Annotated in this window: 13 protein-coding genes and 2 tRNA genes; 9 read left to right on the forward strand and 6 right to left on the reverse strand. The window is 73.8% G+C overall.

Annotated elements, in window-relative coordinates; genetic code table 11:
* Positions 1-2 precede the first annotated feature (2 nt).
* Positions 3-854, reverse strand: a complete 852-nt coding sequence (locus tag DN069_RS14815) for a PhzF family phenazine biosynthesis isomerase (protein WP_111501446.1) — start codon at positions 852-854, stop codon at positions 3-5.
* A gap of 113 nt (positions 855-967) precedes the next feature.
* On the opposite strand from DN069_RS14815, the gene DN069_RS14820 reads away from it, so the two are divergent.
* From DN069_RS14820 to DN069_RS14840, 5 genes are all read left to right on the forward strand, one after another.
* Positions 968-1,041, forward strand: a tRNA-Lys gene (locus DN069_RS14820).
* 89 nt (positions 1,042-1,130) lie between these two features.
* Positions 1,131-1,781 carry a nucleoside/nucleotide kinase family protein gene (locus DN069_RS14825; RefSeq protein WP_111501447.1) on the forward strand — a complete coding sequence of 217 codons (651 nt, stop codon included), beginning with the start codon at positions 1,131-1,133 and terminating at the stop codon, positions 1,779-1,781.
* A 529-nt stretch (positions 1,782-2,310) separates the two neighbouring features.
* Positions 2,311-3,546 carry a phosphodiester glycosidase family protein gene (locus DN069_RS14830; protein WP_111501448.1) on the forward strand — a complete coding sequence of 412 codons (1,236 nt, stop codon included), beginning with the start codon at positions 2,311-2,313 and terminating at the stop codon, positions 3,544-3,546.
* Complete coding sequence (locus DN069_RS14835; RefSeq protein WP_111501449.1) at positions 3,543-4,547, forward strand: decaprenyl-phosphate phosphoribosyltransferase; 1,005 nt, start codon at positions 3,543-3,545, stop codon at positions 4,545-4,547. Before DN069_RS14830 ends, DN069_RS14835 begins: the two co-directional genes overlap by 4 nt.
* Before the next feature lie 46 nt (positions 4,548-4,593).
* Positions 4,594-5,634 carry an NAD(P)-dependent alcohol dehydrogenase gene (locus DN069_RS14840; RefSeq protein WP_111501450.1) on the forward strand — a complete coding sequence of 347 codons (1,041 nt, stop codon included), beginning with the start codon at positions 4,594-4,596 and terminating at the stop codon, positions 5,632-5,634.
* 12 nt (positions 5,635-5,646) lie between these two features.
* Here the strand turns inward: DN069_RS14840 and DN069_RS14845 are convergent, their stop codons facing one another.
* The 3 genes from DN069_RS14845 to DN069_RS14855 all read right to left on the reverse strand — a co-directional run bounded on the left by DN069_RS14845 (position 5,647) and on the right by DN069_RS14855 (position 7,575).
* Positions 5,647-6,606, reverse strand: coding sequence for a cation diffusion facilitator family transporter (locus DN069_RS14845; protein ID WP_111501451.1), 960 nt, complete (start codon positions 6,604-6,606; stop codon positions 5,647-5,649).
* Between the two features lie 119 nt (positions 6,607-6,725).
* A complete protein-coding gene (locus DN069_RS14850; protein WP_111501452.1) occupies positions 6,726-7,169 on the reverse strand; it encodes a universal stress protein in 444 nt (147 codons plus the stop codon).
* Positions 7,170-7,260: 91 nt separating this feature from the next.
* Positions 7,261-7,575 (reverse strand): chorismate mutase, encoded by a 315-nt coding sequence (locus DN069_RS14855; protein WP_111501453.1) that lies wholly within the window; start codon positions 7,573-7,575, stop codon positions 7,261-7,263.
* 90 nt (positions 7,576-7,665) lie between these two features.
* Between DN069_RS14855 and DN069_RS14860 the strand changes: the two genes are divergently transcribed.
* Positions 7,666-7,739 (forward strand) — tRNA-Lys (locus tag DN069_RS14860).
* An 85-nt stretch (positions 7,740-7,824) separates the two neighbouring features.
* Positions 7,825-8,625, forward strand: coding sequence for a putative protein N(5)-glutamine methyltransferase (locus DN069_RS14865; protein ID WP_111501454.1), 801 nt, complete (start codon positions 7,825-7,827; stop codon positions 8,623-8,625).
* A gap of 9 nt (positions 8,626-8,634) precedes the next feature.
* On the opposite strand, the gene DN069_RS14870 is transcribed toward DN069_RS14865, so the two are convergent.
* Together DN069_RS14870 and DN069_RS14875 are read right to left on the reverse strand one after the other, a co-directional pair.
* A complete protein-coding gene (locus DN069_RS14870) occupies positions 8,635-9,435 on the reverse strand; it encodes an inositol monophosphatase family protein (RefSeq protein ID WP_111501455.1) in 801 nt (266 codons plus the stop codon).
* 56 nt (positions 9,436-9,491) lie between these two features.
* Complete coding sequence (locus tag DN069_RS14875; protein WP_111501456.1) at positions 9,492-10,736, reverse strand: MFS transporter; 1,245 nt, start codon at positions 10,734-10,736, stop codon at positions 9,492-9,494.
* Between the two features lie 376 nt (positions 10,737-11,112).
* Here DN069_RS14875 and DN069_RS14880 point away from each other — a divergent pair, with 376 nt between their 5' ends.
* Both DN069_RS14880 and DN069_RS14885 read left to right on the forward strand, forming a co-directional pair.
* A complete protein-coding gene (locus DN069_RS14880; protein ID WP_111501457.1) occupies positions 11,113-11,907 on the forward strand; it encodes a VOC family protein in 795 nt (264 codons plus the stop codon).
* Between the two features lie 63 nt (positions 11,908-11,970).
* Positions 11,971-12,396, forward strand: a complete 426-nt coding sequence (locus DN069_RS14885; protein ID WP_111501458.1) for an OsmC family peroxiredoxin — start codon at positions 11,971-11,973, stop codon at positions 12,394-12,396.
* Positions 12,397-12,561: the final 165 nt, after the last annotated feature.

The following is a 12,561-nucleotide window of genomic DNA, read 5'->3' on the forward strand; positions in this document are numbered from 1 at the left end:
GCTCACGGTCGCGTCCGTCCCGTGCCCGGGACGGACGCGACCGTGAGCGTGCTGGGGCGGCCCATGTCCTCGCCCTGGCGGATGGTGAAGGCGCCCGACGCGGGGAGGGCGTCGAGGTCGCGGAGGTAGCCGCCGAAGGCCGCCGCGGCCGCGCCCGTCGCCGCGTCCTCGACCACGCCGCCGATCGGGAAGGGGTCGCGCGCGTGGAAGCGCTCCGCGCTCTCGCGCCAGACCAGCTGGAGCGTGGTCCAGCCGTGACGGCGCATCACCTCGGCGAGGCCGTCGAAGTCGTAGTCCAGCGCACGCAGCCGCTCCCGCGTCGCCGCCGCGAGCACCAGGTGCTCGACGCCACCGAAGGCGACGTGCGGCGGCAGGGACGGATCCAGGTCCACACGCGACCAGCGCAGCGCGGCGAGCGACTGGTCCAGCTCGGCGTCGGTCGCCGGGCGGGTCCGGGTCGGCACGCTGGTGAGCGTGGCGCGGACGGCGCCGTCGGCGCCCCGGGCGGTGTCGAGGGTGATCTCACCGGCGTTGGTGAGGAAGAGCAGCGGCCCCTCCCCGAGCCGCTCGGCGAGCGCCACGGCGGTCGCGACCGTCGCGTGGCCGCAGAAGTCGACCTCGGCGAGCGGGCTGAAGTAGCGGATCCGGAACCGGCGGGCAGCCTCGTCACGCTCGGTGAGGAAGGCGCTCTCGGAGTACCCCACCTCAGCCGCGACGGCGAGCATCGCCTCGTCGTCCAGCGCCCGGGCGTCCAGGACCACGCCCGCCGGGTTGCCGCCGGAGGGGTCCGAGGAGAACGCGGTGTAGCGCAGGATGTCCGGGGCGGGGACCGCGGTGGTGCCGGAAGTCGTCATGGATTCAACGCTGTCACGGGCCGAGGCCCCGGGGCAACCATGATCGGGAGCCGGCCGCAGGGGCCGATTCGGTGTTTCGGCTGCTGGTCATGTAATGTCTTCCACGTCAGCAGGCGCCGCTAGCTCAGTTGGTTAGAGCAGCTGACTCTTAATCAGCGGGTCCGGGGTTCGAGTCCCTGGCGGCGCACAGACAGTTGGAAGGCTCCTTCGCTTCGGCGGAGGAGCCTTCCGGCATTTCCCGAGTCCCCTGATTCGCGGCGCGCGGAGGAATCGATCATGGATCGCGAGCAGTTGGTCGCGGACGCCGCCGCGCTGACGCCGGCGCCGGGCGGCCGCTTCCTGCTCGGGATCGCCGGCGCGCCGGGCGCGGGCAAGTCGACGCTCGCGGTCCGGCTCGTGAGCGAGCTGCGCGAACACCTCGGCCCGGACGCGGCGGCCTATGTGCCGATGGACGGCTTCCACCTCTCCAACGCGCAGCTGGACCGGCTCGGCCTGGCCTCCCGCAAGGGCTCGGCGCCCAGCTTCGACGTCTGGGGCTACCTCGCCCTGCTGCGGCGGCTGCGCACCGCGGCACCGGCCGAGCCGGTCTACGTGCCCGACTACGACCGCACGCTCCACGAGCCCGTCGCCGCGCGGCACCTGGTCACCCCGGAGACCCGGCTGGTCGTCACGGAGGGCAACTACCTTGCCGCCGGCGCGGCGGGCGGCCCCGGCTGGGCCGAGGTCCGCGCGCAGCTCGACGCCGTGTGGTTCCTGGCCACCCCGGACGCCGTCCGCGACGGGCGCCTGCTGGCCCGCCAGCGGGCGGGTGGCCTCGACCCGGCGGCCGCCCGCGCCTGGGTCGACGGCAACGACCACCCCAACGGCGAGCTGGTCAAGGCCCACCTCGCCGCGGGCGTCCGGATCGTCACCCTCGACGCGGACTGAGCCGGCCCGGCGGGCGACCGGCCGGTCACGGCTGAGGACCGCCACACCGACCCGTTCGCCGGACGGCGCGCTGCCGCGCGGGCAGCGGTGGCACCGCCGCGACCCACGAGCCCGAGCCGCAGGTCGGCGCCCGCCTCCGAGTCGAACCCTGCGGAGGGGTGGGGCACCCCCGGCCGAAGGCCGGGAGAGGAAAGCGACCGCCGCCGGCCCCGGCAACCGCCGACAACCCGGCCCGCACGGCCCGACGTGGCCTGACGTGGTGAAAGGCGTCCCGCCCCGGGTCGGTCGCTCCCCCGGCGTGCCGCCGGAGGAGGCGGCGCGGGCGGGCCGCGCGCTCAGCTGGGCGGATCCGGCGGGGCGTCAGGTCGGGTAACCCGGACTGCCTAGTTGAACAGGCGCCTCCGGTTCCGGATTCCTAGCGTGGACGAAGACGGCCGTCCGTGACCCAGGTCACTGCGCGCCCCACCGCGGTCGCCGTCGCTCTCTCCCGTCCTCAGTGCGCGTGCGCACCGACCGGAAGTAGGTCCGCGTGGGTATACCAGCGTCGCCCGAGTCCGTCTCGGAGAACCCCGCCGAGGAGCCCGCGCAGCCCGAGGGCGCGCCGACACCGCCGAAGAAGCAGCGCTTCCGCCGGACCCGCCGAATCCTGCGACTGCGCAGCGTGCGCGCCGTGCTCGCGCTGTTCACGGCCTGCTTCGCCTGGCTCTGCTGGTCCATCGGCTCGGCCCTGGCCGCGCCCGGCGACGACAGCGTCGTCGCCCGCGTCGCGGAGTGGGCCCGCGACCACCACATGGGGCCGATCGTCACCTTCCTGGAGGACCAGCAGTACAAGGCGCACCCGCCGAAGATCGGCGGCAAGCCGACCATGGCGCTGGCCCCGAACGGCCAGCCGGTGCAGAACAGCACCTCGTCCAGGCCCGCGCTGAAGCCGATCATGCCTGCGCGCCTGGTCTCCCCGGCCGGTGCCCCGCTACCGGGCGAGGGCACCTGGCAGACTCTCGAGGCCGTCGACGGCACCCCGGCCGTGCTCGGGGCGTTCCTGCGGCCCGACAACGAGCACACCTCCTACGTCGCCGCCGTGGTCTCCATGGACCAGCGCCTGGTGCGCTTCACCCTCCACCCGGGCCAGTCCGATCCGGGCCCGGCCGACTGGGGCGTGCCGTTCTCGATCCCGAGCGGGCAGCGGAACGGCCTGCTGGCCACCTTCAACGGCGGCTTCAAGGTCACCAACGACGAGGCCCAGGGCGGCTTCTACCTGAACGGGACCACCCGCGGCACGCTCACCGACGGCGCGGGCTCGCTGGTCTTCACCAAGGACGGCAAGGCGACCGTCGCCGACTGGGGTCGCGACGCGTCCCTGGCCCCGAACGTCACCGGGGTCCGCCAGAACCTCAAGCTGATCGTCGATCACAGCAAGGTGCCCGACAGCGTCGACAACAACGTCGAGAGCGGCTGGGGTCTGACCCTCGCCGGCAAGTACTTCGTCTGGCGCTCCGGTGTAGGGGTCACGGCCGACGGCCGGCTGCTCTTCGCCTACGGTCCGGCGCTGTCCGTCCGCACCCTCGCGGACCTGCTGGCGAGCGCGGGAGCGGTGCGCGCGATGCAGCTCGACATCAACCCCGCGTGGATGTCGTTCATGTACTACAAGCCGCAGCCGGACCCGGCGAACCCGACGCCGATCAAGCTGCTGCCGGACCAGGAACGTCCGGCCGACCGGTACTACGAGGACACCAGTCGGGACTTCACGGCGGTGTACGCGCGATGAGCGCCCCGCAGCCGATCCGGCCGGTGCCACCGGCGGTGCCGCCGATCCCTCCGATCCCGCCGATCCCGCTCGGCGTCGAGGCGGTCCGCCGGGCCGCCTGGGTCCGCGTGCCGTCCGCGGTGCTGCGGACCGCGCGGCCCCGGCAGTGGGTGAAGAACCTGCTGGTCTTCGCCGCCCCGCTGACCGGCTCCGAGCTGACGGCGCGACAGTTCCAAGCGCGTGGCGGCAGCGCGCTGGGCGGCGCGGCCCTGGCCTTCGTGGTCTTCACCCTGGCCTCGTGCGCGGTCTACTTCGTCAACGACACCGTCGACGCCGAACGCGACCGGCAGCACCCGCGCAAGTGCCTGCGGCCGATCGCCTCCGGCGAGCTCAGCGAGGCCACGGCGATCACCGTCGCCGGGCTCTGCCTGGTCGCGGGTCTGACGCTGAGCCTGGCGGCGCCCGGCTACGGCCTGACCATCGCGGTGACCGCGTACCTGGTCACCTCGTTCCTCTACAGCCTCGGCCTGAAGCACCTGGCCGTGCTGGAACTGACCCTGGTGGCCTCGGGCTTCGTCCTGCGCGCGCTCGGCGGCGCCGCGTCCTCGCAGGTCCCGCCCTCCGGATGGTTCGTGCTGGTGTGCAGCCTGGGCGCGCTGCTGGTGGCGACCGCCAAACGGCACACGGAGCTGGCGGGCCTGGGCGCGCCGGCCGCGGCGCATCGGCCCTCGCTCCAGCACTACACGGCCTCCGGCCTGCGGGTCGCCCAGCGGGTCATCGCGCTGGCGATGGTCGCGGCCTACCTGGCCTGGGCGCTGGTCGAGCCCGACGCGCGCGAGCGGGTCTGGCACGTGGCCACCGTGATCCCGCTGACGGCGGCGCTGGTCCGGTTCGACGGGCTGACCTCGCGCGGGACGACCAGCCACATCGAGGATCTGCTGATCAGGGACACCCCGATGATCCTGCTGGAGCTCTCTTGGCTGCTACTTTTCGCCGTCGGCTTCGCGGCACCGGCGATGTGACGCGACACTGATCCCAACTTGATGGGGAGTGGAAGGAGTTCGGCCAGTGAAAGCGCTCCAGTACCGCAGGGTCGGCGCGGCGCCCGAGGTGGTGACCGTCCCCGATCCGGTGCCCGGTCCGGGGCAGGTGCTGCTCAAGGTCACGGCGGCCGGCGTCTGCCACTCCGACATCGCGGTGATGAGCTGGCCGGCCGAGGCCCTCCCGTTCCGGCTGCCGCTCACGCTCGGCCACGAGGGCGCGGGCACGGTGGCCGCGCTGGGTGACGGCGTCACCGGTGTCGCGGTCGGCGACTCCGTCGCCGTCTACGGCCCGTGGGGCTGCGGCGTCTGCGCCAAGTGCGCGCAGGGCAAGGAGAACTACTGCCTGCGGGCGAAGCAGCTGGGCATCGCCGCGCCCGGGCTGGGCGCGCCCGGCGCGATCGCCGAGTACCTGCTCGTCGACGACGCCCGCCACCTCCTCCCCCTCGGCGACCTCGACCCGGTGCGCTCCGTCCCGCTGACGGATGCCGGCCTGACGCCGTACCACGCGATCAAGCTGTCGCTGCCGAAGCTGGTGCCCGGCAGCACGGCCGTCGTCATCGGCGCGGGCGGCCTCGGTCACGTCGCCATCCAGCTGCTGCGCGCGATGACCGCGGCCCGGGTCGTCGCGCTCGACGTCAGCGAGGACAAGCTCGCGCTGGCGCGCGAGGTCGGCGCCCACGAGACGGTCCTGTCGGACGCGAACGCGGCCGCCAGGGTCCGCGAGCTGACCGGCGGTCTGGGCGCGGAGGCCGTCTTCGACTTCGTCGGCGCCGCGGCGACCGCGGCGACCGCGGGCGCGGCGGTCGCCGTCGAGGGCGACGTGACCATCGTCGGCCTCGGCGGCGGCAGCCTCCCTGTCGGCTTCGGCACCGTCCCCTACGACGCGGCGGTCCGCGCGCCGTACTGGGGCAGCCGTGTGGAACTCATCGAGGTTCTCGACCTGGCCCGCGCGGGTGCGGTGGACGTCCACGTCGAGACCTACTCGCTGGCCGAGGCCCCCACGGCGTACGAACGCCTCCACGCTGGCAAGATCACCGGCCGCGCCGTGATCCTCCCCAACGGCTGACCTCACGCAAAGTCAGCGTCCGCCCGGCGTCGCCGCCGGGTCGGGGCCGGCGGCGGCTTCGGACTCGCTGTAGAGGTCCGGTTCGAGGTAGATGACGCGGGCCGTCGGCTCCGTCGCGCGGACGCGGGCCTCGGCCGCGTTGATCGCGGTGGTGATGCGTCGGGCGTTGGCGTCCGCCGGGACGGCGATCTTCGCGGCGACGAGCAGTTCCTCCGGGCCGAGGTGCAGGGTGCGCATGTGGATCACCCGGTCCACGTCCGCGCCGTCCAGCAGCGCGGCGCGCACCCGGGCCACGACCTCGGGGCCCGCGCCCTCCCCCAGCAGCAGCGACTTGGTCTCCACCGCGAGCACCAGCGCGATGCAGACCAGCAGCGCGCCGATCCCGAGCGTGCCGACACCGTCCCAGACGCCGTCGCCCGTCACGACGGCGAGGACGACGCCGAACAGCGCCAGGGCCAGACCGATCAGCGCGCCGAAGTCCTCCAGCAGGACCACCGGCAGCTCCGGGGCCTTCGCGGTGCGGATGAAACGGCGCCAGGACTGACGTCCCTTCAGCGACCGGGCCTCGCCGATCGCCGTGCGGAAGCTGAAGCCCTCGGCGACGACCGCGAAGACCAGCACGCCCACCGGCCAGTACCAGGCGTCGATGGGGTGCGGGTGACGGATCTTCTCGTAGCCCTCGTAGAGGGCGAAGAGGCCGCCGAGGGAGAAGAGCACCACGGAGACCAGGAAGCCGTAGACGAAGCGCTCGCCGCCGTAGCCGAACGGGTGCGCCTCGTCGGCGGCGCGCCGCGAGCGCCGGCCGCCGAGGAGGAGCAGCAGTTGGTTGCCGGAGTCGGCCAGCGAGTGCACACCCTCGGCGAGCATCGACGAGGAGCCGCTGAACGCGAAGGCCACGAACTTGGACACCGCGATCGCGACATTGGCGCCGAGTGCCGCGAGGACGGCCTTCGTACCACCGGAGGTGCTCATGGACGAAGGGCTCCTGTCCCGCTCCGAGCTGCGTTCTTACCGCTCTTACTTACCTTGGCGGGCAACACCGTAGAGCATGCGGACCCGCCGGGCGAGGTCGGAGCGCGCCACGAGGCCCGCTACGGCACGACGGTGACGGGCCAGCGGCCCGCCTTGACCAGCCGTACGCCGACCGAGCCGACCAGGCGGTGGCCCGCCTTCTCCGAGGCGCCGATCACCACGCCGTCGGCCTTGAGCTGCTCGGCGAGGTCGACGATGCCCTGGTACGGGTCGCCGGGCTGGCTGTAGAACTCCCAGGTGACGCGCTGGTTGTCCGGCATCCGCTCGGAGGCCTCGCGGATCTCGGCGAGCAGCCGGTCCGCGACCTCCTTCTCCGCCTGCAGCACCGCGGCGCCGACGTCGGCGCCGCCCATGGCGTTCAGCGGCTGGATGTAGACCAGCGCGAGCTTGGCCCCCTGCCGACGGGCCAGACCCGCGGCGTAGGCGGCCGCGCGCATCGACGAATCCGAACCGTCGAGTCCCGCGACGATCACCGACGGCCCGTCCGTGCCGAGCTCGAACATGTCACCCTCCACCCCTGGCGGCCTGTGTGTCCGCTCCGACCCTACGCCGAAGATCGTCCGGCTGCCGGGAGTGGGTGGTACCGGCGAGCGCTCAGTCCTCGGCGGCGATCTGCTCGTGGTGGCGGATCACCTCGGCGATGATGAAGTTGAGGAACTTCTCCGCGAAGGCGGGGTCGACCCCCGCGGCCGTGGCGAGGCCGCGCAGCCGCTCGATCTGCTCGCGCTCGCGCGCCGGATCGGCGGGCGGCAGCCGGTACTCGGCCTTGAGCCGGCCGACCTGCTGCGTGCACTTGAAGCGCTCGGCCAGCATGTGCACGATCGCGGCGTCGATGTTGTCGATGCTGCCGCGCAGGCGCTCCAGCTCTGCCTTCGCGTGCGGGTCGACCTCGGCGTGGCTTTCGGACATGCACTCCCCCGTGGGACCTGTCTGGATGGGTGCCCAGGATACCGATTCGGCATTTCTCCTGGGTTCCTGTAATGTCTTCCCCGTCAGCAGGCGCCGCTAGCTCAGTTGGTTAGAGCAGCTGACTCTTAATCAGCGGGTCCGGGGTTCGAGTCCCTGGCGGCGCACAGACGGTTGGAGGGCTCCTCCGCTTCGGCGGAGGAGCCCTCCGGCGTTTCATCCCTGCCGCGTCGGCTCGGACGGAGGACGTTGATGACGGCCGCTTCTGACTCACCGCTCTTTCCCGGCGTCGTCGGCCGGCTGCGCGCGGCCGGCTGCGTCTTCGCCGAGGAGGAGGCCGGGCTGCTGCTCGACGCGGCGGCCGACGCACCCTCGCTCGACGCGCTGGTGGCCCGGCGGGCGGGGGGCGAGCCGCTGGAGTACGTCCTCGGCTGGGCCCGCTTCTGCGGGCTGCGGATCGAGGTCGACCCGGGCGTCTTCGTCCCGCGACCGCGAACGGAGTTCCTGGTCGAGTGCGCCGTGGAGGCGGTGCCGGGCGCGGCGGTGATCGTGGACCTGTGCTGCGGCAGCGGGGCGTTGGGGGTGGCGCTGGCCTCCCGCCTGGGCGCGCCGGAGCGCGCCGTCGAGCTCTACGCGGCGGACATCGACCCGGCGGCGGTCGCCTGCGCCGCCCGCAACATCGCCCGCCTGGGCGGCCGGGCGTTCCAGGGGGACCTGTTCGCCGCGCTGCCCGACGCCCCGCGCGGCCGGGTGGACGTGCTGCTCGCCAACACCCCGTACGTCCCCACGGACGACATCCCCTTCCTCCCCTCCGAAGCCCGCGACCACGAGGCCCGCGTCGCCCTGGACGGCGGCGCGGACGGCCTCGGCGTGATGCGCCGCGTGGCGGCCTCCGCCCGCGACTGGCTGTCCCCGGGCGGGGTGATCCTGGTCGAGTCGAGCGACCGCCAGCGCGACGCGGCGGTCACCGCCCTGGCCTCCGGCGGCCTGGAGGCGACGGCCCTGTCGTCGGAGGAGTACTGGTCCACGGTCGTGATCGGCCGCCGGACCTGAAGCCGGGGGCTACGACCCTTGGCTGCGGATCATGGACAGCAGCAGGGCGTGGGTCTGGGTGTCCGCTGCGGCGAGGAGTCCGCGCCCGGCCTCGCCGAGCGGCTCACCGTCGATGCCCGTGACGACGCACCCCGCGGCTCGGCAGAGCGCGATGCCGGCGGCGAAGTGCACGCTTGCGGACAAGTCGCCGCCGTCGGTGACGTAGGCGGCCCGCCTACCCGCCGCGACCCAGGCCACGGCCAGCGTCGAGGAGACGACCCGCGGCCGGAAGCGCTGGACGAAATCGGGGTGGCCGAGCAGTTCGACGGCGCGGAACCCCGGGGCGTTCGGGAACGGCGGGTCCAGGTTGACGTCGACCAACTGCGAGGAGGCGGTGGGCGCCAACGGGGCGTCGGCCCCGTCCCTTCGCACCAGCGCGGCCCGGCCGTCGGTGTGGAAGACCTCGCCGCTGAACGGGTCGGCCACGGCCGCCGCTCCGTCGCGCAGGGCAACGTTCACGGCGACCAGCGTGCTGCCGACGGCGTAGTTCAACGTGCCGCACAGGGGGTCGACCAGCCACTGGCGGTCGGCGCCGATCGGGCCCTGCTTCCCGCTCTCCTCGCCGAGCACGGCGTCGTCGGGCCGGGCGGACCGCAGGACGTCGAGGATCCGCCGCTCGGCCTCCACGTCGGCGGCCGTGGCGAAGTCCCCGGCGCCCTTGTCGATCCGGTCGAGCGGGCGACCGTAGAGCTCGCGCACCGCCTCGGCTCCGGCCTGGGCCGCAGCGACGGCCACCGCTGCGTCGGCGGCGGACGGGGAGGAATGGATCATGCCGCGCAGCGTAGCCGGGCGCGGCATGATCGGGGAGGGCGCCGGGAGCCCGCGCCTCAGTGCGAGGCGTGGGCGGGCTCGCGGCGGGAGGTCGCGACGGTGCGGGTGGCCGCCGTGGGGACGAGGAGGCCGCGGAGGGCGAGCAGGGTGACGAAGCCGAGCGCCGCCCCCGCTGCCGGGACGAGGAAGCCCGCCGAGGCGCCGTGCGCGTCGATGAGGCGGCCCGCGACGGTGGAGCCCAGGGCCAGGCCGAGGCCGATCGCGCCGGTGAGCCAGGTGAAGGCCTCCGTCTTGGCGCCCGCGTCGACCAGGGTCTCGACGAGCGTGTAGGCGGAGATCAGCGTCGGGGCGATGGCCAGACCGCAGCAGAACGCCGCCACCGCGAGCGTGAGCAGGTTCGGCATCGCCCACAGCGTGGACGTGCCGAGCACCAGCGCGCCGTAGGCGGCCAGGAGCCGGAACCGCGGGGAGCGCTTCCAGCGGACCGCGCCGAAGCCCGCGCCCGCGAGGACGCTGCCGGTGGCGAAGAGGCCGTAGACGATGCCGCTCAGGCCGGCCTGGCCGGCCGCCTCGCTCGCGGCGGTGATGGAGACCTGGAGTGCGCCGAAGACCGAGCCGACGCCGAGCAGCGCCACGACCAGCAGGCGCACGCCGGGACGGGACAGGGCGGACGCGGCGCCGGCGGCCTCGGCCCCGCGGACCGGCGGGGCGGTGCGCCGCTGCGCGGCGAAGGCGAGGCCACCGATGACGGTGAGTCCGGCCTCCGCGACCAGGCCGGCGGCCGGGGCGACGGTGGTGCAGAGCATCGTGGCGAGGACCGGGCCGAGGACGAAGGTCAGTTCGTCGGTGACCGACTCGAAGGCGAAGGCGGAGGAGACCGCCTCGGGGCGCCCGTCGAGGGCGTGCAGCCAGCGGGCGCGGACCATCGCGCCGATCTGCGGCAGCGACGCGCCCGCGAGGCCCGCGGCCAGGAACAGCGTCCAGACCGGCGCGCCGGACAGGGCCAGCACGATCAGGCCGACGACGGAGCCGCCGTGCAGTGCGAGACAGGGAAGCAGCACGGGGGCCTGGCCGCGGCGGTCGGCGAGCCGGCCGGTCAGCGGCGCGCCGACGACCTGGGTGATCGAGGCGACCGCGGCGACGGCACCGGCGGTGGTGTAGGAGTGCGTGGTGTCGAGCACGAGCAGCACGGTGCCGAGCCCGAGCATGGCGTAGGGGAGGCGGGCGACGAACGCCGGCAGCAGGAAGGTCCAGGCTCCGGGGGTGCGCAGCAGCGCGCCGTATCCGAACGGACGGGCCATGTGGGGAGGTCTCTCCGCTGCCTGGTAGCGCGCGGGAGCATATGGGTGGTGCCCCGGGCGCCGAGGGTCGTCCTCTGGTGCGTCGACCGGGGTAGATACCGCGCCCCGCACCGGTGGTGCTGGCTGCGGCCGCCGAGCGGTCTAGCCGACTCTGCATCAGGCAGATGTAGCTGGTCTCGGTAGATCTGCAGCCAGTGTAGCGGATTCGCGTGACGCGCGTAGACCCCACCCCTCACCTCACCTCGCCCCCACGCAGGGTGACCGGACGGACGCGAGCGGTTGCAGGGCCGAGGCGGCGGAGGAATCGTGGGCCTCGATCCGGCGGGGACCCTCTCCCGCCCATCCCCCACCCGACCACGCACCTCCGGAGGGCCCCATGCCCGACGTCAGCTCCTATCCAGACGGCGCCCCCTGCTGGGCCGACCTGAACGCCCCCGACCTGGAGAGCGCCCGCCGCTTCTACGGCGCCGCCCTCGGCTGGGAGTTCCAGGACAAGGGCCCGGAGTACGGGCACTACACGATGTGTCTGTGGAAGGGGCAGCCGGTCGCCGCGCTGATGCCGCCCCCGCCCAGCGCCGAGGGGCTCGCGCCCGCCTGGAACGTCTACCTGCGCACCAGCGACGTCGACGCCACGATCAAGGCCGTCGAGGCCGGCGGCGGCAAGATCGCGATGGGGCCGCACGACGTGCCGGCCGCCGGGCGGCTCGCCTTCGCGTTCGACCCGCAGGGCGCCTCCTTCGGGCTGTGGCAGCCGCAGGGCCACGAGGGCGCGGCCCTCCACGGCGAGCCGGGCGCGATGTGCTGGAACGAGCTCGCAACCACGGCCGACGGCGCCGCGGACGCGTTCTACGCGGGCCTCTTCGACTACAAGCAGGAGCAGATCGGCGACGGCACCGACTTCGACTACACGGTCTGGACCCCGCCCGGCTCGGGCAGCCAGGTGTGCGGCCGGCTCCGGGCGACCGACCCGGCGCAGGAGCTCGCGCCCGGCGGCGGGCAGCCGTTCTGGTCGGTCTACTTCGCCGTCGCCAAGGTGGACGAGACGGCCCAGCAGATCGCCGCCCTCGGCGGCTCGGTCCTGCGCGGCCCCTTCGACTCCCCCTACGGCCGCCTCTGTGTCGCCCGCGACCCCTCCGGCGCGCACTTCAGCGTCATGACCCTGGCGCGGTAACTCCCGCTCCTAGGATGGGCGACGGCCTGTCAACAGATCACTGAGCATCGAACGGAGGCCCTCGTGGCCACTACCCGCACCGCGACCACGACCTGGAACGGCAACCTGACGGAGGGCCAGGGCGTCGTCGCCATGAAGTCCTCCGGGATCGGCGAGTTCCCGGTCACCTGGGTCGCGCGCGCCGAGCAGGCGAACGGGAAGACCAGCCCGGAGGAGCTGATCGCCGGAGCGCACAGCGCCTGCTTCTCCATGGCGCTCTCCTTCGCCCTGGGCAACGCCGGCACGCCGCCCACCAAGCTGGAGACCACCGCCGACGTGAGCTTCCAGCCCGGCACCGGGATCACCGGCATCCACCTGACGGTCGTCGGCACCGTGCCCGGCCTGGACGAGGCCGGTTTCGTCAAGGCCGCCGAGGACGCCAAGGCCAACTGCCCGGTCAGCCAGGCGCTGACCGGCACCACCATCACCCTGTCGGCCTCGCTCGGCTGACCCGCTCACCGGAACGGGTGAGCGGGGGCGCACGCGTTCCGCGTATGCCCCCCTCGCCGGAGTGAATCGGCCCCGGAATGCTGGATTGCTCCGGGGCCGCTGCCTACGATCGCCACCGTGCGTAGTGGCCCGTCCGGTCCCCCCGGCTCACCCGAGGACATCGGT

The sequence above is a fragment of the Streptacidiphilus pinicola genome, assembly GCF_003258295.1.
GTDB lineage: Bacteria > Actinomycetota > Actinomycetes > Streptomycetales > Streptomycetaceae > Streptacidiphilus > Streptacidiphilus pinicola.